This is a genomic window from Streptomyces sp. MP131-18 (assembly GCF_001984575.1).
GTDB classification, from domain to species: Bacteria; Actinomycetota; Actinomycetes; order Streptomycetales; family Streptomycetaceae; genus Streptomyces; species Streptomyces johnsoniae.
In genome coordinates this window covers 4,717,553-4,737,142 of record NZ_LZNS01000001.1, presented here as the reverse complement: position 1 = coordinate 4,737,142, position 19,590 = coordinate 4,717,553, and the positions used below count along the sequence as shown (strand labels likewise).

Here is a 19,590-nt window from a genome sequence, read left to right as displayed (position 1 = left end):
TGTCCACGTCACGAGCCGGATGTGCGGTTTCGGCGTCCAAGGGACTACGCTCCGGCTCGTGGCCGATATCCAGATTCCCGCTGACATCAAACCCGCCGACGGCCGGTTCGGATCGGGCCCCTCCAAGGTGCGCACCGAGGCGCTCAGCGCCCTGGCCGCGACCGGCAGCTCCCTGCTCGGCACCTCCCACCGCCAGGCGCCCGTGAAAAACCTGGTGGGCCAGGTCCGCGACGGCGTGCGCGCCCTGCTGTCCCTGCCCGAGGACTACGAGGTCGTCCTCGGCAACGGCGGCTCCACCGCGTTCTGGGACATCGCGACGCACGGCCTCATCGAGGCCAAGTCGCAGCACCTGTCGTTCGGCGAGTTCTCCGCCAAGTTCGCCAAGGCGGCGAGCAAGGCCCCGTGGCTGGACGAGCCGACGATCATCTCCGCGGCCCCGGGCAGCCACCCGGTGCCCAGGGCCGAGCGCGGCGCGGACGCCTACTGCCTCACCCACAACGAGACCTCCACCGGCGTCGCCGCGCCCATCCACCGCGTGCCCGGCGCGGACCAGGGCTCGCTCGTGCTGGTCGACGCCACCTCGGGCGCCGGCGGCCTGCCCGTCGAGATCACCGAGACCGACGTCTACTACTTCGCCCCCCAGAAGTCCTTCGCCTCCGACGGCGGGCTGTGGGTCGCGGCGTTCTCTCCCGCCGCGCTGGAGCGCGTGGAGCGCGTCGCCGCCTCGGGCCGGCACATCCCGGAGTTCTTCTCGCTGCCCACGGCGATCGACAACTCCAGGAAGAACCAGACGTACAACACCCCGGCGCTGACCACCCTGTTCCTGCTCGCCGACCAGCTGGACTGGATCAACGGCCAGGGCGGGCTCGACTGGGCCGTGCGGCGGACGGCGGACTCGGCGGCGCGGCTGTACGGCTGGGCCGACAAGTCCGAGATGGCCACTCCGTTCGTGACCGACCCCGAGCAGCGTTCCCACGTGGTCGGCACGATCGACTTCGCGGACGGCGTGGACGCGGCGGCCGTCGCCAAGGTCCTGCGGGCGAACGGCATCGTGGACACCGAGCCGTACCGCAAGCTGGGCCGCAACCAGCTGCGGGTCGCGATGTACCCGGCCGTGGCACCGGCGGACGTCGAGGCCCTGACGGTGTGCGTGGACTACGTGATCGAGCGCCTCTGACCCGGCAGCGGAACGACGCGGTGCCCGGCGGTCTGACCCCCGCCGGGCACCGCGGCTTCGCGGGCACCGGCACCTACTTGCCGAGGGCCTGGTAACGGCGCACGGCCAGCGGCAGGAAGACCGCGGTGATGATCAGCGGCGAGACCACGGCCATCAGCATTGCGTTCTCCTCGATCCAACTGCTGCCGGTGGGCAGCGGATTGCCGTAGAGGTCGCGGATCGCGTTGGCGGTGGCGGACACCGGGTTCCACATGGCGATGGTGCCCAGCCAGTCCGGCATCATCGACGGCGGCGTGAACACGGACGAGATCATGCCGAACGGGAACGCCACGGCGAACAGGTTGCCCGCCGCCTCCGTGTTCGGCACCAGCAGGCCGATCCACACGCCGATCCAGATGAGCGCGAACCGCAGCAGGAGCAGCAGCAGGAACGCGTAGAGCGTCGCCATGAGCGAGCCGTCCGAGCGCCACCCGATGACCAGCGCGATCGCCGCCATCACGGCCAGGTCGAGCCCCGCGTGCAGCACGTCGGAGACGCCCCGCCCGGCGACGACCGCGGACGGCGACATCGGCATCGACCGGAACCGGTCGGTGACACCGCGCTCCTTCTCGATGACGACGGCCATCGCCGTGTTCATGAAGCCGAACGCCATTGTCATGGCGAACATGCCGGGCAGCGCGAAGTCCTTGTAGTCCGCGCCCCCGCCCACGTCCATGGCGCTGCCGAAGACGTAGACGAACAGCAGCACCGAGACGATCGGGAAGCCGAGCTGCCAGGCGATGAGCGAGGGCTGCTTGACCAGGTGGGTCAAGTCCCGTTTGACGATGGTCCAGCAGTCGACGAACGCCCAGTACAGCCGCCGTTCCGGTCCGTCGAGCCCGGTGGCGGCCGGTGTCGTCGTGCTCATGCGTCCGTTCCCTTCTCCGTCTCCTTGTCCTTCCCCGTCAGCCGGAGGAAGACCTCGTCGAGCGTCGGGCGGCGCAACCCGATGTCCTCGCACACGACCCCGTTCTCCTGGAGCGTTCTGGCCACCTCGGTCAGGGCCGCGACGCCGTCGCTGACCGGCGCGTGCACGCGCAGGCCCTCCTCGTCCGTCTCGGGCCCGACGCCGCGCGTGACGCGGGCGACGGCCTTGACGGCCGCCGGCACGTCGGCCGGCGCCGACACGACCACCTCGATGCGGTCCCCGCCCACGGCCCGCTTCAGACCGGCCGGGGTGTCCTCGGTGATCTTGCGTCCGTTGTCGATGAGGACGATGCGGTCGGAGAGCTTGTCCGCCTCGTCGAGGTAGTGGGTGGTGAGCAGCACGGTCGTGCCCAGGGCCGTGAGCCCGCGGACCGCGTCCCACACCTCGCTGCGGCCGCGCGGGTCGAGGCCGGTGGTCGGCTCGTCGAGGAACAGCACCTCGGGCGCCAGGATCATGCTGGCCGCCAGGTCGAGCCGGCGCCGCATGCCGCCGCTGTACGTCTTGACCTGCTTGTCCGCCGCCTCCACGAGGCTGAACTCGGACAGCAGCTCCTCCGCCCTGCGCCGCGCCATCGCGTGGTCGAGGTGGAAGAGCCGCCCGAACATCCGCAGGTTCTCCCGGGCGGTGAGTATCTCGTCGACCGCCGGGTTCTGCCCGGTCATGCCTATCCGACGGCGCACCTTGCGCGGCTCGCGCCGCACGTCGTGGCCGCCGACCGAAGCTTGCCCGCTGTCGGCGCGCAGCAGCGTCGACAGGATGCGGACGCAGGTGGTCTTGCCCGCGCCGTTCGGCCCGAGCAGGCCGTACACCGCGCCGCGCGGCACCGCGAGGTCGAGGCCGTCGAGGGCGGTCTTGTCGCCGTACCGCTTGCGCAGCCCTTCGGCGACGACCGAGAACTCGGATTCGGACGCCATACGCCCCCTCCATGGGTAGGTGAACCCTCACTGGGTACACTGTACTCGAAATAACGTACACCGTACCCAGTAAATGTCCCGCCCTAGGATGGCCCGCATCATGACGACGACGCACAGCAGCGGCAGCGGGGACATCAGCCGCAGCCTCCAACTGATGTGGCAGGTCCAGGAGCGGCCCGCCCGCGGCCCGAAGCCCGGGCTCACGCTGACCGCGATCGTCGAAGCGGCCGTCGCCCTCGCCGACCGGGAGGGGCTGGCCGCCCTGTCCATGCGCCGGGTCGCGGCCGAGCTGGGTGTCGGCACGATGACGCTCTACCGCTACATCCCGGGCAAGGGCGAGCTGCTCGACCTGATGCTCGACCACATCGAAGGCATCGACAGCGGGCCGGCGCCCCCCGAGGAGGAGGACTGGCGCGCGGGCCTGGCCCGGATCGCCTGGGGCACCTACCGCCACTACCTGGCCCGTCCCTGGCTGCTCCAGGTCAACCAGTCACGCCCGCTGCTCGGCCCCAACGCCCTGCTCGGCTTCGACCGTTTCCTCGCGGTGCTCGACGGGCTCGGCCTCACCGCCCAGGAGCGCATCAAGATCATCATGACCATCGACGCCTACGTCACCGGCACCGCCAGGCACTACGTCCTGCTGCACCAGGCCCAGGAGGACACCCGGGTCACCGACGAGGAGTTCTGGAACGCACAGGCCCCCATCATGGAGACGGCGTACGCCAGCGGCTGCTACCCGCACGTCTTCTCGCTGCCCGCCAGCGCCTTCGACGTGCCGGAGGAGGAGGTGGTGCGCTTCGGCATCGACCGCGTGCTCGACGGCATCGCGGCCTTCCTCGCCACCCTCCCCGAGGACCGCCCCGAAGCCGAGGCCGAGGCCGAAACCGAAACCGCCGCCGTCTGCGACGGCCCCGCGGACACCTGAGGCGGCCCGGCCGCGCCGCGGGGTCAGGAACGGGTGCCGCCGCCGCGCAGCAGGCGGCGCAGGCCGAGGACGGCAAGTACGCCCACGACCAGCGCGGTGGTGACGCCCACCGAGAGCCCGCCCTCGTCCCCCTCGTCCCCGCCGGCGGCACCGTCCGTTCCGCCGTCGTCGCCGCCGCCGTCCTCGTCCTCCCGCGCCTCCTGGGCCGCGGCACTCTCCGGGAGGAGGTCACCCGACAGTTCCACCGGCTCGACCTGGCTGCCCTCCCCCTCGGTGCCGAACATCAGGGTCCGGCCGTCGGGCGTGAACGTCACGGACTCGCCCTGCCGCTGGACGGGCGGGATCACCCGGCGTTCGATCGGCTCGGGAACGCCGTCCGCGAAGCGGTACATGCGGGCCGTGAAGTAGCCGCGGAGCAGCAGCCGCGTGCCGTCGGGCGAGAACGCGCCGTCCGTGACCCACAGGTCGATATCCGTCTGGCGCTCGAACACGTTCGGCTCGGTTTCGGACAGCTCCGCCGGGCCCGCGTACAGGGCGGCGCCGCCGTCCTGCTTCTTGCTGACCAGATAGACCCGGCCGGTCTCCGGATGCACCATCAGCGCCTCGGCGTCCCGCGGCCCGTCGGAGTACGTCGCCCGGTACACGGCCGGGGTCACGGTGGCGTCGGCCAGTTGCTCCGGCTCGGGCAGGCGGTAGATCCACACCTCGGGCCACTCGCCGTCGTAGTTGTCCCCGATGTCGCCGACGTACAGGGCGCCGTCGGGGCCCAGGGATATCGCCTCCAGATCGCGTCCCGTGGCCCCGGAGAGGGTGATCGTCGCGAGCGTTTCCCCCGTATCGCCGTCGATCGCGTACAGGTTGGGCGCCACGTCCTGGTCGTTGTGGGTCCAGTAGACCCCGGAGTGCAGGCGGCTGGCCGCCAGTCCGCTGGACTCGGTGATGCGCGGATCGCTGATCGTGAACGCCGGCGGCGCCTCGGCGGGGGCGGCGGCGAACGCGACCGGCGCGGCGGCGAGCAGCACACACGCGAGGCCGCCGACGGCGGCACGGCGCGGCACGGACCGCGGCGGAGTCCAGGAGAGCATGGCCTCAAGCCTGCCATCCGGCCCGCGAAGCCCTCACCCGCGCCTTGCTAAGGTGAGCAGCCATTCGCACACGCCGTGCCGGGGGGCAGGAAGTGGCGTTCACGCAGGGCGAGATCAGCACCCGGCTCAACGGGATCGACGACGGCAGCGGCAACGCCTACGCGCGGCCCCAGGACCGGCCCGACCTGTCCGTTCACGCCGAAGCCGGCTCCCGTGGGCCGGGTGGCGGGCGAGGTGACCTCCGGCGGGCACGACAGCGGAGCGGCACTCGGACACACCGTGCGCCGGTTCGACCACGCCGGGAGTGGTGACGAACGGCTCGAAAGTATCGAGGCTTTCACCCGCAGCTACACGGATGGCCTTCGCACCTACCTGGAATGTGACAACAGTTGACACCACGGACAGGGGCAGACGCGTGCGTGCCGTCCGGGCCTCGTGCGGGTGACGTCCGTCTCTGGTCGAACATGTTCGGCTAGTTTCAGACAGCGTTGCGGGTCGGCCCGCAGAGGGCTCCCGGTCTACGGCGGAGTCCGGGAGCGTCGGCCCGGTACGCAAGTGGGAGATGTGATTCCTGATGGGGAAGAGTTGCGCACAAGGCGCGTCGCATCGGCGAAGATAAAACCGGCATAAGCGACATAGAGGGCAAGCCCGTTGCGGCTGAGAATCGCCCCTCCCTACGTTCTGCCCATGAGTGCATACGGTCAAAACCCTCAGCCGTTCGCGCCGGCGCCCACGGGGGGCGCCGCGGCGAACCCGATCATCAAGAACCTGCTGCTCGCCGGCATAGGCGGGTCGGCACTCGCCCTGCTCGGCTCGTTCCTCGCCTGGACCTCGGTCGACGTCGAGGGCACCTCCGACACCGTGTCCGGCCTGGACGGTGACGGCATGTTCACGCTGATCACCTCCCTGCTGGCGCTCGGCCTGCTCGCCTTCGGGCTCGTCAAGCAGAACCTGATGGCCGCGGCGGGCTCCATCGTGCCCAGCCTGGTCACGCTGGTCTTCGGTGTGCTCAACTTCCTCGACCCGGAGAAGCTCGCGCGCACCTACGTCGAGGACGAGACCGGCGGGGAGCTCTCCGGCGAGCAGCTGGACGGGTTCATGGAGGGCATCGACTTCTCCAGCGCCTTCGGCGTGTGGATCGTGGTCCTCGGCTCCCTGGTGGCGGTCGCCGCCGCCGGCGTGCTCGCCACGAAGGCCCGCGCGCCCCAGCAGTAGGCTCATCGCTTCACCGCGGCGGTCGCCGGCGTCCGGGGGGACGCCGGCGGCCGTTTTTGTCTTGCCTGGAGCGCACTCCACGGCGTTGGCTTGAGGGCATGGAGTACACACAGCTGGGACGCACGGGACTGAAGGTCAGCCGACTGGTGCTCGGGACGATGAACTTCGGTCCACTGACCGACGAGGCGGACAGCCACGCGATCATGGACGCGGCGCTGGACGCGGGGGTCAACTTCTTCGACACGGCCAACGTCTATGGGTGGGGCGAGAACAAAGGCAGGACCGAGGAGATCATCGGCACCTGGTTCGCCAGGGGCGGCGAGCGGCGCGACAAGGTCGTCCTCGCCACCAAGGTGAACGGCAACATGGCCGGCGACGGACCCGCGTGGCCCAATCACGACAAACTCTCGGCGGTCAACATCCGCCGGGCCGTGGACGCCAGCCTGAAGCGGCTCCAGACCGACCACATCGACCTGTACCAGTTCCACCACGTCGACCGGAACACGCCGTGGGACGAGATCTGGCAGGCCATGGACGTGCTGGTGCAGCAGGGCAAGATCCTCTACGCCGGCTCGTCGAACTTCGCGGGCTGGCACATCGCCCAGGCGAACGAGGCCGCCGCCCGGCGCAGCTCCCTCGGCCTGGTCAGTGAGCAGTGCCTGTACAACCTGGCCGAGCGCCGCGCCGAGATGGAGGTCATCCCGGCCGCCGAGGACTACGGCCTCGGCGTCATCCCGTGGTCGCCGCTGCACGGCGGGCTGCTCGGCGGCGCGCTCCGCAAGGAACGCGAGGGCGGCGGCAGCCGCAGCGGGGGCGGGCGGTCCGCCTCGGCGCTCGCGGACAGCGCGCAGCGCGCGCAGGTGCAGCGTTACGAGGACCTGGTCGAGAAGCACGGGCTGGCCCCGGGCGAGGTGGCACTCGCCTGGCTGCTGACCAGGCCCGGCGTCACCGGCCCGATCGTCGGCCCGCGCGTGCGCGAACAGCTCGACTCGGCGGTGCGGGCCGTCTCCCTCGACCTGCCGGCCGACCTGCTCGCGGGCCTGGACGAGGTCTTCCCCGGCCCGGGTCCTTCCCCCGAGGCGTTCGCCTGGTAGCCCGCCCTTCGCGGGGGCGGGCCAGCGGGCCCAGCGCACCTAGGTCCTGTCCTGTCGATCTTGTCGGATAAGCCCGCGGCGTCAGATGCGGTGCATCGCAAGGCGCCGGATCGCAGCTCATACCTGTCCGTATTCGCGCGATTCGGTAACGCAGCGAGGTGCCGTAGCTGGCGTCGCGGGCCCGGCAAGATCGGCCGGACAGGGCCTAGCCGAAGGCGGCTGCCAGGGCCACCACGGCGAGGAGCACGACGAGTGCGGCGCTGACGATCCGCGTGCGTGTCTTGGCGTTCACAGTGTTTACGGTACGCCCAGTGGCCACGCGGCCCGCACCGAGAACCCCCGTTCGGGCTCGCTGGCCATCAGCACGAGCCGCTCCACCCGGAAGGGCCGGCTCGCGAAGCCGCCCAGTGCGGCGGCGAGCGGGCCGAGTGGGGGGCCGGTGGTCTCGCCGCGGGTGCCGAGGGCCAGCGTCAGGTGCGGGCGGTACGCGTCGTACTGGTCCACCGCGGGGCCGGCTTCCGCTGCCGCGGCGGACAGGGCGTGCAGGGCCGCCGTCTCGCCCGCGAGCCCGGTCCACAGGACCCGTTCCCCGAAGGTGCCGCCCCCCGCCAGCCGCAGTCCGAACGGGGGCCTGGCCGCCGCGGCCGCGGCCAGCCGTTCCCGCAGCCCTGGCAGCCGGTCCTCGGCGACCTCGCCGTAGTAGGCCACCGTGACGTGCCAGCCCGCCGGGTCGGACCAGCGCAGCCCGGGGGGCTGCGGCAGCGCGCCGCCGTTCCGCACCGCGGCCACGGCCTCGGACAGCTCGGTCATGGCCTCCGGCGGCGGCAGCACCGCAGTGAACAGCCGCATCGGCATCCCTCCCGCATCCTGGGCCCAAGGCTCTAGCATCCCCCATATGAAGATCAGGCAGGGTGGATTGGACGACCTTCCGGTCATTCTCGGGTTGCTCGACGGCGCGGTGGCGTGGCTGGCCGGTCTCGGGCGCACCGGCCAGTGGGGCTCCGAGCCCTGGTCGGCGCGGCCCAGGGCGGTCGAACGCGTTCGCGAGATGGTGGCGTCCGGCGATCCGTGGATCGCCGAGATCGACGGGGAACCGGCCGGTTCCCTCACCCTCACGTCCGGCCCCGGGCACTACGTCGCGCCGGTGGACGAGCCCGAGGTCTACGTGCACCTGCTCGTCACCGACCGCAGATTTGCCGGCCGCGGCGTCGGCGCCGCGCTGCTCGCGCACGCCGTCGCGGAGACCCGGCGGCAGGGTGTCGACCTGCTCCGGGTCGACTGCTACGCCGGGGACGACGGGCGGCTCGTCGCGTACTACCGCGGCCAGGGCTTCACGCCCACCGAACGGTTCAGCGTCGGGGACTGGCCCGGCCAGCTGCTCGCCCGGCGGATGTCCGCCGAGCCGCAAGCGTCGCAAGAGCCACCCGCGGCACCCGAGCCGCCCGCGGCGCCGCTCACGCCGTAGCCAGCTCCTCGGGGTCGCGCGGCACGAGGGCGACGCCGCGGCTCCCGGCCTTGAGGCTGATCCGCAGCCGCAGCCCGCCGATGCGCGCCAGCACCAGCGCCACGCCCACCGCGGCACCCGCGCACAGCGCGCCGCCCGTCAGCAGCCCGACCCTGGCGCCGAACGCGTCGGTGAGCCAGCCCATCAGCGGCCCGCCGAACGGCGTCCCGCCGACGAAGACCATCATCATCAGGCTGATGACCCGGCCGCGCATCGCCGGATCGCTGTGCAGCTGTATGCCCGCGTTCGCGGTGACCTGGAACGTCATGGCGACCACGCCGACCACCGGCATGAGCAGGGCGAAGACGAGGAACGTCGGCGCCGCGGCGGCCACCATCAGCAGCGTGCCGAACAGCAGCGCCGCGGCCACCGTGAAGCGCATCCGGCGGCTGCCGCGCCGCGCGGCGAGCAGTGCCCCGGCCACGGAGCCGATCGCCATGAGCGAGTTCAGCAGGCCGTAGGTACCGGCGTCGGCGTGGAAGACCTGGTCGGTGAAGGCGACCAGCCAGATCGCGAAGTTGTAGCCGAAGGTGCCGACGAAGCCGAGCAGGACGATCGGCCACAGCAGCTCGGGGCGGCTGCCGACGTACCGCAGGCCCTCGCGGAGCTGGCCCCTGCCGCGGGGGGCGCGTTCGGCCGGGGTCAGCTCGGAGGTGCGCATCATCAGCAGGCCGGTGATCGGCGCGATGAAGGACAGGCCGTTGAACAGGAACGCCCAGCCGCTGCCCACGCCCGTGATCACGATGCCGGCGACGGCGGGGCCGATCAGCCGGGCGGACTGGAAGTTGGCCGAGTTCAGCGAGACGGCGTTGCGCAGCAGCTGCGGCCCGACCATCTCGGAGACGAACGCCTGCCTGGCGGGGTTGTCCACGACGGTCGCGAGGCCGACGACGAAGGCCAGCGCGTAGACGTGGTAGGCGTGCACGGCGCCGCTGAACGTGAGGGCGGCCAGGGCGAGGCCGGTGAGCCCGAGCACGACCTGCGTGCCGAGCATCAGCTTGCGCTTGTCGAACCGGTCGGCGAGCACGCCGCCCCAGAGGCCGAACAGCAGCATCGGCAGGAACTGGAGGGCGAGGGTGATGCCGACGGCGGCGGCGGAATGGGTCAGCTCGTGCACGAGCCAGTCCTGGGCGATGCGCTGCATCCAGGTGCCGATGTTGGACACCGAGGAACCGAGGAAGTGAATCCGGTAGTTGCGGACGCGGAAGGAACTGAAGGTGGATATCTTGTCGGTCGTGGTCAGGGATGCGGGTGCGGAGTCGGCTCCGGGTCCCGGACTCAAGGGGAACACTCCTTCGTGCGTCTGTCCTGTCTCTCCTAAAGATGCGCAAGCTTGTGCAGCACGGGCGCGGCGGCGCGCAGTGCGGCCCACTCCTCCTCGTCCAGCTCACCGGCGAGGTCGGCCAGCCAGGTGTTCCGCTGGCCGCGGCTCGCCTCCAGCATCTCCTCGGCCTGGCCGGTGGCGGCCACGAGCTTCTGCCGCCGGTCCTCCGGATGCGGTTCGAGCGCGACGAGGCCGCGCTCCTGGAGCAGCGCGATGATGCGCGTCATCGAGGGCGGCTGGACGTGCTCCTTCCTGGCCAGCTCCCCCGGCGTCATCGGCCCGCATCGCGCGAGCGTGCCGAGCGCGGACAGTTCGGCCAGACTCAGTGTCCTGTCCACGCTCAGGTGACGCATCCGGCGGGACAGCCGCAGTACGCCGATCCGCAGGGTGTTCACCGCGTCCGCGTCGTCAGGCTCGTCCAGCTTCACGTTGGGCATCAGCACCGCCATCGCTCATTAGCTTGCCTAACGAAATATATGACGAACGGCGAGCACTGTACATTCCCCGTGCACCCACCTGAGTGATCCGTCTCTCCCGGCGCCCCCGGTAGGCTGCGGGAATGCGCTGGGGTGATTTCACGGACGGCAAGCGGGAGGCGCCCGAGCCCCTGGAGGGCAACGTGGTGGCCACGGTCCTCGTCGGCACGGTCGTGTGGGCCGTGCTGTTCGTCGTGCAGGTGCCGTTCTACGTCTGGTACGCCGACCGCGGGCACGAGTGGTGGATCTGGACGTGCCTGGCCGGTGCCGGGCTCGGCCTCTTCGGCCTGTGGTTCGTCCGCCGCCGCGAGGCGGCGATCGCCCGCGCCGCGGGGAGCGGCGAGCCCGCGGGCTGAAGCCCGCTCAGCACGGGTCGCGCCAGGCGTCGAGGTCGAGGCGCTTCGCCATCGAGCTGAGCCCGAGTGCCGTGGTGGTGGCGCAGAACTCCTCGGTGTCCAGGGCGTATTCCACGTGGAAGACGGCCTTGCCCGCCTCGATGAACGGGGTCAGGGCGGCGCACTCGCCGAATTCGGCGCACTCCTCGTTGACCGCGAAGTCGAAGTCGCCGACCAGCTCGGGGATCTGCGGCAGGTCGTTCTTCAGGCCCACGGACAGGCCGCGTTCGTGCGCCAGCTCGGCGATCATGCGGTTGTACGCGAGCTGGTCGTCCGCGGTCAGCGGGAAACCCGTCTCGTTCAGGTAGCCGTCCAGGAGGTCGGGCTCCACCGCGTCGAAGCCCTTGTCGCGGCACAGGTCGAAGCGCGCGGCCATCAGCGGGCGCAGCGCGTCCAGTTGCCGGATGTCGAGCCAGCGTTCGCCCTCCCAGCCGTTGCCCTCGCCGAGCAGCCCGGCGGGGAAGGCGTCCCGGTCCTGGCGGAAGTCCTCCCAGGCTCCGGCGTTGACGTAGCAGATGACCCGCACGTCGCGCTCGTGCAGGGCGGCGACATCCGCCGCGTCCGACTCGAAGCCGTCGATGTCGTAGACCGGAACGTCGACCGCCAGGTCGAGCGGGCCCGTGAGCTGCCACTGCCAGTCGAGCCCGGGCGCGGGCCGCCACGGCTCCGCCGCCCGTTCCGCGGCCGTGCCGCCGGCCGCGTCGTCGGCGGTCTCCCCGGCCGAGCAGGCGGTGACGAGGAGCAGCAGCAGCGCGGGGCCCGCGGGGCCCGCATTCCTCAGTCGAACCACCGCGCGGTCTCCAGCTCCTCCGTGCGCGACGGGTCCTCAAGCAGCGCGGCCAGCTCGAAACGGCGCGGCCACTGCCCGGCGGCCCAGGCGAGCCCGGCGGCCAGGCCCTCCACGGTCGCGGCGTGCAGGACGCCGTCCGCGGCGAGGCGCCAGTCCAGCTCGACCGCGGACACGACCAGCTCGTCGTGCTCCACGTACCGGGGCGGCGTCGCCTCGCCCAGCAGCGCGCGGGCCTCCTCGGGAACGTCGCGCTCCGTGCCGCCGCCCGGCGGCTCGGCCGGCACGGCGGCGCTCAGCGTGCGCACGTCCAGCACCGCGGCCAGCGCGGCGGCCCGCTGCGGCGGAACGGGCAGCAGCGCGCGCCCACCGGCCAGCGGCAGCAGGTCCGGGGCGTCGGCGACCAGCGCGTCCGCGGCCGCGACGACCGCGGCCGTGCCGTCGACGACGGCGCGCAGCTCGTCGGGCAGCGTGACCTCTTCCGGATCGAGCCCGGCGAGCAGCGCGTACAGGCCGTGCAGCTGCGTCGGGGTGACCTCGCGCGCCGGGTCGGCGAGGCGCGCCAGGAGGTCGGCCGCGCCGCCCGGCTCGGCGAGCAGCGCGCGGGCGGTGGTGCGCACGCCCAGGGCGTGCAGCACCTCCTCGTCGACGTCCGAGGTGTCGGCGTCCTCGTAGAGCCGGGCGAGCAGCGGATCGCCGTCCGCCGCGCGCAGCCCGGCCGGACGGCGGCCCGCGAGGATGGGGGCCCCGCGCAGCCACCACGCCGTGTAGGAACGGGCCCGTTCGAAGGAGCCGTCCGGCATGCGGACGCGGACGGGCGTGGTCAGCGCCTCGCGGAACGGCGGGCGGGACAGCAGGGACAGCACCTCGGGCCAGTGGTCCTCGTCGACCAGCTCCAGGTCGCGGACGGCGACCACCTCGGTCGCGACGGGCGGCAGGGCGGCGTCCGGCAGCGCGTCCAGGGTGTCCTCGCACCACACGTCCACGGCGTCGAGCAGACCGGCGTCGTCCGGCTCGGCGTAGTCGCCCTCGCGCGGCTCCAGCTCGTCCGGGTCGAGCACCACGTCTGCGGCCCGTATGACCGCGAAGTCGGCCTGCACGCCGACGGCCGTCAGCGGCTGCTCGCCCCAGCGGGCGGCCAGGTCCGGGTCGCAGGCGGCGAGCTCGCCCTCCTGGATGACGCGCTGGAACGGGCTGCCCGGGTAGACCAGCTCGCCCGCGGGCGTCAGCTCGCCGTCCTCGTCCGGCAGCGCGAGCGCGGCGAGCCACGGCTCGTCGCCCGGCACCAGACCGGCGTCGCGGACCAGGGCGAGCACCGTCTCGGCCAGCTCGGCGGCCGGGATCGCGTCCTCGTCCCACACCTCCACGTCGGCCGAGGCGGCGACGGCCGCCCGCACCTGCGCGGTGGCCAGCACGGCGCGCGGCGTGGCGGGCCCCGCGCCCAGCTTCTCCAGCAGCGGGTGCGCCGCCTCCGGGTGCGCGACCTTCAGGCCGAGGCGGCCGAGGTCCGCGGCCTCGCCGCCCGGCACCGGCAGCAGCACGCGGCGCGGGCCGACGGTCGTGCGGCCGTCGGCCAGCGGAACGGGCAGGCCGGTCAGCAGATCGGGGTCGACACCGGCCAGCGAGTCGTACAGCCGCCACCACCAGCCGGGCGGGCGCTCCACCCCGGCCAGCCGGTCGATGACCTCGCCGAGGGAGACCCGCGCGACCTCGAGGACGCGCAGCTCGGCACGGCGTTCGAGCCCGGCGGGCAGCAGCACGGGGAACAGCTCGGCCAGCACGGAAACGGTGTCGGCGCCCGCCCGCTCGACCAGCTCGGCGTCGGTGGGCCGCAGCGCGACCGGCACCTCGTTCTCCGGCTCCTCCTGGACCGGCGGCGCGGCGGCGGGGGGCAGGAACGCGGTGGTGGGCAGCCGCTGGAGCAGCAGGGCGCGCAGCGCGCCGTCCAGCTCGCCGCGGCCGAGCGGGCCCGGCACCAGGCCCAGGATCTCGCCCGTGACCGGCCGCCAGTCGGCGAGCAGCGCGGTGTAGGCGTCGGCGGCCCGGCCGAGGAGGAAGTCGGTGAGCGGCCCCGGCGCGACGTGGCGGCGGGTCGGCTCCAGCGGGAAGGAGGCGATGAGCAGCGCGGGCAGGCCGAGCGCGTCGTCGGTGGGCGTCGGGGCGTGGACGACCGGCGGGCTGGCCGGCGCGACCGGGGCGCCCTCGGCGTCGACGGGCACGGCCCAGGTCACCGACCAGTGGCGGCGCTCACGCTCCTCGATGGGGCGGTCGGCCAGCAGCTCGGGCGCGGTCTCGCCGGACCGGGTCGACACGCGCCAGCGGGTGGATCGCACGGCGCTGCCCGCGGGGCCCGGCTCCTCGGTGATCTGCGTGTACGGGCCGAACTGGCGGCGGGTCAGGGTGCGGGTGACGCCCCCGGTCTCGACGGTGACCTCGTCGATGCCGGGGAGGGTCAGCAGCAGGGTGTCGTCGACGGCGTCGAGCAGCCGGGCCGCCAGGTCCTCGGCCGCCGCGTCGCGCAGCGGCAGGGTGACGACGGTGTCGAAGCCGTCCGGGATCTCGGGCGCGGCCAGCGGGAACGGCAGCCGCAGCAGCGGAACGGCGTGCCGGTGCCCCGCCCTGCGCTCCAGCTCCTCCCGCAGCCGCGGGCTGTCCTCGGCGGTGGCCGCGGCCAGGTCGCCGGCCTCGGCGAGCGACCAGCGGACGCCGCCCGCCCCGCTCGCGACGGCGGGCTCGTCGCTGACGGCGAGCACGGCGGCGAAGCCGACGCCGAACCTGCCGACGCTGCCCTCCGCGTCGCGCTTCGCGGACGCGCGCAGCGTGGACAGCGACTCGACGCCCGCGGCGTCGAGCGGCGCGCCGGTGTTGGCGACGGTGAGCACGCCGTCGCGCAGGGCGAGCCGCAGCCGCCCCGGGCCGCCGCCGCGGGCGGCGGCGTCGGCGGCGTTCTGCGCCAGTTCGACGACGAGCCGGTCGCGGTAACCGCCCCTGGCGAGGTCCTCCTCGGCGTTGGCGTCCTCGCGGAACCTGGCCGGGGAGGCCGTCCATGCGGTGAGGACACCGTGCCGCAGCCGCTCGGTGTCGAAGGGATCGTCGTGGTCGTCGGTGGTCACGGGTGCGACAGTACCGGGTGCCACCGACCCCCCACCCCCGGCCCGGCGGGCCCGCGGGCGGGCGCGGTGGTAGCTTCGTTGCCCGATGCCCGACATATCGTTTCTGCTCCTGGCGGGTGCCGCCGTGTTCCTCGGCTCCGCCGTGCAGAGCGGCATCGGCCTCGGCCTCGGCCTGGTCGCGGCCCCCGTGGTGGCCTTCGCCGACCCGTCCCTGATGCCGGGCGCCCTCCTCGTCACGACGCCGTTCCTGCCCATGCTGACCACGGCCGCCGAATGGCGGCACATCCACTGGCGCGGCCTCGCCTGGGGCCTGCCGGCCCGGCTGCCGGGGTCGCTGGCCGGGGCCTGGCTGGTGGGGCAGCTTCAGCCGCGGGCGCTGGCCGCGGCGGTGGGCGCGATGGTGCTCCTCGCGGTGGCCGCCACCCTGTCGTCCGTGCGCCTGCCGCTGAACCCGCCCCTGCTGCTGACCGCGGGCGCGCTGTCCGGCCTCACCAGCACCGCCACCTCCATCGGCGGCCCGCCGGTCGCGCTGCTCTACCAGCACGAGGAGGCGGCCAGGGTGCGGGCGACGCTGAGCGGCTTCTTCCTCATCGGGGCGCTCATGTCGCTCGGCGCGCTCGCCGCGTCGGGCGAGCTGGACGGCGCGCAGGTGCGTGCCGGGCTCGCGCTGGTGCCGTTCGTGCCGGTCGGCTACCTGGCCGGCGGCCCGCTGCGGCGGCGGTTCGGCACGCACGGGCTGCGCACCGCGCTGCTGTGGGTGGTCGCCGCCTCCGGCGTGAGCCTGCTCGCGCGCGCCCTGCTTTGAAACGTCTGAACGCGCGCCCGCGGCGTCACAGCGGGTCGGCCCCCAGGTGGTCGATCACCGGCGGCGCCGGCTGCGGCGGCTCCGGCATCACCGCGGCCTCCGAATGCCCGCCGCAGCCGAAGGACAGCGAGACGACGTGCCCGTCGGCCGGGGAGTACTCGTTGCCGCACACCCCGAACGCCTGCCGCAGCGAACCGGCCATCGGCAGCAGGAAGCCGCAGCTCACGCAGCTGGCCGGGGCCGACTGAGCGGTCGGGGTCCGCGGGCCGAAGCCGTCCTCCCAGCGCTCGGCCGCCTCGGTGCGGCCCAGCACGGACAGCACCCGGGGCCTGCCCAGGCCGAGTTCGGCGGCGACGTCGGCGACGGTGGCACGCTCCGCCGGCTCGGACTCGGGCGCCTCGCCGGCGAAGCCCGGCTCAAGGCGCGGATCGTCCGCGTCGGTCGGCAGCAGGTCGCCGGGACCCAGGTCGCCCGGCCGCAGCCGCTCGTGCCACGGCACCCAGTCGGGGGCGAGCAGCGCCTCGGGGCCCGGCGTGAGCGCCACCTCGTCGACCGTGACGAGGCGGGCGCGCGAGGCCCTGGTGACGGTGACGCCCCAGCGCCAGCCCGGGTAGCCGGGCTCCTCGCTGCCGAACAGATGGGTGACGAGCCGGTCGCCCTCGGCGACCGCGCCGAGGTACTCGCCGAGGGAGTGGGGGTACGCGGCCTCGGCCGCGGCCTCCCTGGCCAGCTCCACCGCCTCGGCACACAACTGGTCGGGGGTCCGGCTCCGCATCCCTGCACTCACAGCATCTCCCCGTGCCCGTTGTTCAACTGAACTCACTCCTACGCCGTTGTCCGGTGCCGGGCGCCTGGAGGCGAACGGAGCCGACGGAGCGGACGCTGGACCGCTGCGACGTCGAGCTGTACGAGGCAAGGCGCACCGTCCGCCCACGCTACCGCACGGCTCGGGCGGCCGACGCGCGGGCCGGGCGCACCCGCCGCCGGGGGCGCCCGGCGTAAACCGCGGTAAAGGGGAGGTGAGAAGCAGGGGCCGGGGAGCGTTCAGCCTTTAGGCTTGCGCCGTGGCCGCAGGCAGCTCGTCCCGCACCAAGAGCACGTCCGGCGCCGGGGGTTTCCCCCGGACGGTCCGGGCGGCGGGCCGCGTGCTGTCCGTGGTGCCGCGGACCGTCGGCCGCCGCATCCGCCGGGCGACGAACGCGCACGGCGCGGGCGAGTCCGGCCTGTCGAAGCTGATCGAGCTGCACGCGGTGCACTCGGCCGGCGACATGATGATCACGATGGCGCTGGCCTCCACCATCTTCTTCTCGGTGCCCACGGACGAGGCACGCGGCCGGGTCGCGCTGTATCTGGCCGTCACCATGGCCCCGTTCGTCCTGCTCGCCCCGGTCATCGGGCCGCTGCTGGACCGGCTGCCGCACGGGCGGCGGGCCGCGATGGCGGGGGCGCTGCTGGCCAGGGGCGGTCTCGCGCTGGTCATTTCGGGCGCGGTGGTCACCGGCGGGATGGAACTGTACCCGGCGGCGCTGGGGGTGATGGTGTGTTCCAAGGCGTACAACATCGTGCGGGCCGCGGTCGTCCCGCGACTGCTGCCGTCGCGCATCTCGCTGGTGAAGGCCAACGCGCGGATCACGCTGACCGGCCTCATCGCGGCCGGCGCCGCCGCCCCGGTCGGTCTCGCGCTGAACGCGCTGGGCGAGCGCTGGCCGCTGTACGGGGCGTGCGCGATCACCGTCATCGGCGCGTTCCTCTCCTTCCGGCTGCCCGGGCAGGTGGACCTGGCCCGCGGTGAGCGGAAGGTGCACCTCGCGGAGCTGGCGGAGGCGCGGGCCGCGAAGTCGCAGAACCGCGACGACGGGCCGCGCGGGGTGCTGCGCGCGGTGGACTCGCCGGTGTTCAAGGCGCTGCTGGCGAACGCGTCGCTGCGCGCCCTGTCCGGCTTCCTGCTGTTCTTCATGGCGTTCCTGCTGCGCAACGAGTCGCTGCCAGGACTGACCGCCGCGTTCTCGCTCGGCCTGGTCGGGGTGGCCGCGGGCACGGGGAACGCACTGGGCAACCTGCTGGGGAACTGGCTGCGGGACAGGTCGCCGGAACGCATCCTGCTGACGGTGCTGCTGCTCGCGCTGACCTGCACGGTCACCGCCGCCGCCACCTATCTGTCCGCCACGGTCGTGGCGGTGTGCGCGGCGGCCGGAATCTGCCAGGCGCTGGGCAAGCTGTCGCTCGACGCGATGATCCAGCGGGACGTGCCGGAGGTCGTGCGCACTTCCGCGTTCGCACGTTCGGAGACGACGCTCCAGATGGCGTGGGTGGCGGGCGGCGCGGTCGGGATCATGCTGCCGCTGAACGGCACGCTGGGGATGACGGTCGCCGCGGTCGTGGTGTCCTGCGGAACGGTCGTGACGATCCGCAGTCTGCTGTCCGCCGCCCGCCGCGGCACGCCGCACCCCCGCGTCCGGTGAGCCGTCCCCAGCGGGTTAACCTGCCCGCATGACTGCGCTCGCCACCAGCAAGGGCCGCCGGGCCGCCCGCACCACCGTCGCGCTCGGCACCGCCTCGCTGGGGCTCCTCGCACTGTCCGGCTGCCAGAAGCCGAGCCCGAGCGCACACTTCACGCTCGGTTCGCACACCGCCTCGCGGGAGACCGCGGAGGAGTGCCACGGGCACGACGAGCCGCTGGGCGTGGACCGGGTGCGCGAGTGCCTGGACGGCGAGGACGGCGTTCCCGCGTTCACCGCCGGGGTCGGGTCCACGTTCCGCATCGGGGTGGACCCCGAGGTCGCCGACACCGGCTGGCTGGTTTTCTACAACGGGCTGCTGCACGACGCGACGCCGTTCACCTCCACCTACCAGACGTTCGAGGTGGACCGGCTGCGGCAGAGCCAGCAGCAGCAGAACCAGACGACGGGCGCGCTGCCGGAGCGCGGCGACCTGCGGGTCGTCGTGGCCCAGGTGAGCGAGGACTACGACGCGGAGGCCATCTGGAACTCCGAGTCGCAGGAGCAGTACGAGGAACGGCTGTTCGGCTCCTTCGAGGGCGTGTGGAACGTCGATCTTGAGTCCGACGTCTGAGGCGGGCGGCGCTCCGCCGCTGAAGGTCCTCGTGGTCACCGCGGTGCCCGCGGAGCGGGACGCGGTGCTCGCCGCCCTCGCGCGCGAGCCGCGGGAGGGCGGCGAGCCGGTGGCGGAGCTGCCGGGCGGGGGCCCGGCGCGCTTCCGGGGCCGCCCGGCGGGGACGCGGCTGACGGTGGACGCGGTGGCCGCGGGCGTCGGCCCCGCCGCCGCGGCGGCGACCGCCTCGGCCGTGCTGGCGGGCGCGCCGGAGCCGTACGGGCTCGTGGTGTCGGCGGGCGTGGGCGGCGGCTTCGGTCCCGCCGTCGCCGTGGAGGCGACGGTGGTCGCCTCTTCGATCGTGGCCGCCGACCTGGGCAGCCACACCCCCGACGGGTTCCTCGGCATCGAGGAGCTCGGGTTCGGCGTGGCCGCCCACCGGCCGCCCGAACGGCTGGCCCGCGCGGTCGCCGCGGCCACCGGCGCCGCGTTCGGCCCGGTGCTCACCGTCCAGGCCGCGACGGGCAGTGCCCAGCGGGCCGCGGAGCTGGCCGGCCGTCACCGCGGCGCCGCCGCGGAGGCGATGGAGGGGTTCGGCGTGGCGACGGCCGCCGCGCTGCACGGCGTTCCCGTGCTGGAGATCCGCACCGTCTCCAACGCCGTCGGCCCGCGCGACCGCGACGCGTGGCGGATTCCGGCGGCCCTGCGGGCGCTGACCGCCGCGTTCGCCGCCACCTGGCCCGTACTCGACACCTGGA

19 protein-coding genes are annotated in these 19,590 nt (G+C 73.5%); 10 read left to right on the top strand and 9 right to left on the bottom strand.

Annotated elements, in window-relative coordinates; all coding sequences use genetic code 11:
* The first annotated feature begins 58 nt into the window (after window positions 1-58).
* Window positions 59-1,177 carry a phosphoserine transaminase gene (serC, locus tag STBA_RS21565; protein WP_077060826.1) on the top strand — a complete coding sequence of 373 codons (1,119 nt, stop codon included), beginning with the start codon at window positions 59-61 and terminating at the stop codon, window positions 1,175-1,177.
* A gap of 73 nt (window positions 1,178-1,250) precedes the next feature.
* Here the strand turns inward: serC and STBA_RS21560 are convergent, their stop codons facing one another.
* A complete protein-coding gene (locus STBA_RS21560; protein WP_077060825.1) occupies window positions 1,251-2,084 on the bottom strand; it encodes an ABC transporter permease in 834 nt (277 codons plus the stop codon).
* The gene (locus STBA_RS21555) at window positions 2,081-3,058 is read right to left on the bottom strand and encodes an ATP-binding cassette domain-containing protein (protein WP_077060824.1); all 978 of its coding nucleotides are present in this window, start codon (window positions 3,056-3,058) and stop codon (window positions 2,081-2,083) included. Before STBA_RS21555 ends, STBA_RS21560 begins: the two co-directional genes overlap by 4 nt.
* Before the next feature lie 100 nt (window positions 3,059-3,158).
* On the opposite strand from STBA_RS21555, the gene STBA_RS21550 reads away from it, so the two are divergent.
* Window positions 3,159-3,983 carry a TetR/AcrR family transcriptional regulator gene (locus STBA_RS21550; RefSeq protein WP_077063486.1) on the top strand — a complete coding sequence of 275 codons (825 nt, stop codon included), beginning with the start codon at window positions 3,159-3,161 and terminating at the stop codon, window positions 3,981-3,983.
* A gap of 23 nt (window positions 3,984-4,006) precedes the next feature.
* Here STBA_RS21550 and STBA_RS21545 read toward each other — a convergent pair whose 3' ends face one another.
* On the bottom strand, window positions 4,007-5,068 hold the full coding sequence (locus tag STBA_RS21545; RefSeq protein ID WP_077060823.1) for a hypothetical protein: 1,062 nt from the start codon (window positions 5,066-5,068) through the stop codon (window positions 4,007-4,009).
* 687 nt (window positions 5,069-5,755) lie between these two features.
* Here STBA_RS21545 and STBA_RS21535 point away from each other — a divergent pair.
* Both STBA_RS21535 and STBA_RS21530 read left to right on the top strand, forming a co-directional pair.
* Complete coding sequence (locus STBA_RS21535; protein WP_077060821.1) at window positions 5,756-6,283, top strand: hypothetical protein; 528 nt, start codon at window positions 5,756-5,758, stop codon at window positions 6,281-6,283.
* Between the two features lie 98 nt (window positions 6,284-6,381).
* Window positions 6,382-7,377: an aldo/keto reductase gene (locus STBA_RS21530; RefSeq protein ID WP_077060820.1), complete on the top strand. Its 996-nt coding sequence runs from the start codon at window positions 6,382-6,384 to the stop codon at window positions 7,375-7,377.
* Window positions 7,378-7,674: 297 nt separating this feature from the next.
* Here the strand turns inward: STBA_RS21530 and thpR are convergent, their stop codons facing one another.
* The gene (gene thpR / locus STBA_RS21525) at window positions 7,675-8,226 is read right to left on the bottom strand and encodes an RNA 2',3'-cyclic phosphodiesterase (RefSeq protein ID WP_077063485.1); all 552 of its coding nucleotides are present in this window, start codon (window positions 8,224-8,226) and stop codon (window positions 7,675-7,677) included.
* Window positions 8,227-8,272: 46 nt separating this feature from the next.
* Between thpR and STBA_RS21520 the strand changes: the two genes are divergently transcribed.
* Window positions 8,273-8,842, top strand: coding sequence for a GNAT family N-acetyltransferase (locus STBA_RS21520; RefSeq protein WP_077060819.1), 570 nt, complete (start codon window positions 8,273-8,275; stop codon window positions 8,840-8,842).
* On the opposite strand, the gene STBA_RS21515 is transcribed toward STBA_RS21520, so the two are convergent.
* Entirely contained in the window at window positions 8,832-10,163 is a 1,332-nt protein-coding gene (locus tag STBA_RS21515) for an MFS transporter (protein WP_077060818.1), read from the bottom strand. The genes STBA_RS21520 and STBA_RS21515 overlap by 11 nt on opposite strands.
* Window positions 10,164-10,198: 35 nt before the next feature.
* Window positions 10,199-10,654, bottom strand: a complete 456-nt coding sequence (locus STBA_RS21510) for a MarR family transcriptional regulator (RefSeq protein ID WP_077060817.1) — start codon at window positions 10,652-10,654, stop codon at window positions 10,199-10,201.
* Between the two features lie 110 nt (window positions 10,655-10,764).
* On the opposite strand from STBA_RS21510, the gene STBA_RS21505 reads away from it, so the two are divergent.
* Window positions 10,765-11,037 (top strand): DUF2530 domain-containing protein, encoded by a 273-nt coding sequence (locus STBA_RS21505; protein ID WP_077060816.1) that lies wholly within the window; start codon window positions 10,765-10,767, stop codon window positions 11,035-11,037.
* 7 nt (window positions 11,038-11,044) lie between these two features.
* Here STBA_RS21505 and STBA_RS21500 read toward each other — a convergent pair whose 3' ends face one another.
* Both STBA_RS21500 and STBA_RS37905 read right to left on the bottom strand, forming a co-directional pair.
* Window positions 11,045-11,866: an endo alpha-1,4 polygalactosaminidase gene (locus STBA_RS21500; protein ID WP_253194893.1), complete on the bottom strand. Its 822-nt coding sequence runs from the start codon at window positions 11,864-11,866 to the stop codon at window positions 11,045-11,047.
* Entirely contained in the window at window positions 11,854-14,976 is a 3,123-nt protein-coding gene (locus tag STBA_RS37905; protein WP_077060815.1) for a molecular chaperone Hsp90, read from the bottom strand. The genes STBA_RS21500 and STBA_RS37905 overlap by 13 nt, the downstream gene beginning before the upstream one ends.
* 85 nt (window positions 14,977-15,061) lie before the next feature.
* Here STBA_RS37905 and STBA_RS21490 point away from each other — a divergent pair, with 85 nt between their 5' ends.
* Window positions 15,062-15,781, top strand: coding sequence for a sulfite exporter TauE/SafE family protein (locus STBA_RS21490; RefSeq protein WP_077060814.1), 720 nt, complete (start codon window positions 15,062-15,064; stop codon window positions 15,779-15,781).
* A gap of 25 nt (window positions 15,782-15,806) precedes the next feature.
* Here the strand turns inward: STBA_RS21490 and STBA_RS21485 are convergent, their stop codons facing one another.
* Window positions 15,807-16,556, bottom strand: a complete 750-nt coding sequence (locus STBA_RS21485; RefSeq protein ID WP_077060813.1) for a DUF3027 domain-containing protein — start codon at window positions 16,554-16,556, stop codon at window positions 15,807-15,809.
* A 289-nt stretch (window positions 16,557-16,845) separates the two neighbouring features.
* On the opposite strand from STBA_RS21485, the gene STBA_RS21480 reads away from it, so the two are divergent.
* The 3 genes from STBA_RS21480 to STBA_RS37900 form a co-directional block, all read left to right on the top strand.
* Window positions 16,846-18,243 carry an MFS transporter gene (locus STBA_RS21480; RefSeq protein ID WP_077060812.1) on the top strand — a complete coding sequence of 466 codons (1,398 nt, stop codon included), beginning with the start codon at window positions 16,846-16,848 and terminating at the stop codon, window positions 18,241-18,243.
* A gap of 28 nt (window positions 18,244-18,271) precedes the next feature.
* A complete protein-coding gene (locus STBA_RS21475) occupies window positions 18,272-18,853 on the top strand; it encodes a hypothetical protein (RefSeq protein ID WP_077060811.1) in 582 nt (193 codons plus the stop codon).
* The coding region (locus STBA_RS37900) for a futalosine hydrolase (RefSeq protein WP_216355949.1) at window positions 18,837-19,590 on the top strand (754 nt) is incomplete at its 3' end. The genes STBA_RS21475 and STBA_RS37900, both read left to right, overlap by 17 nt.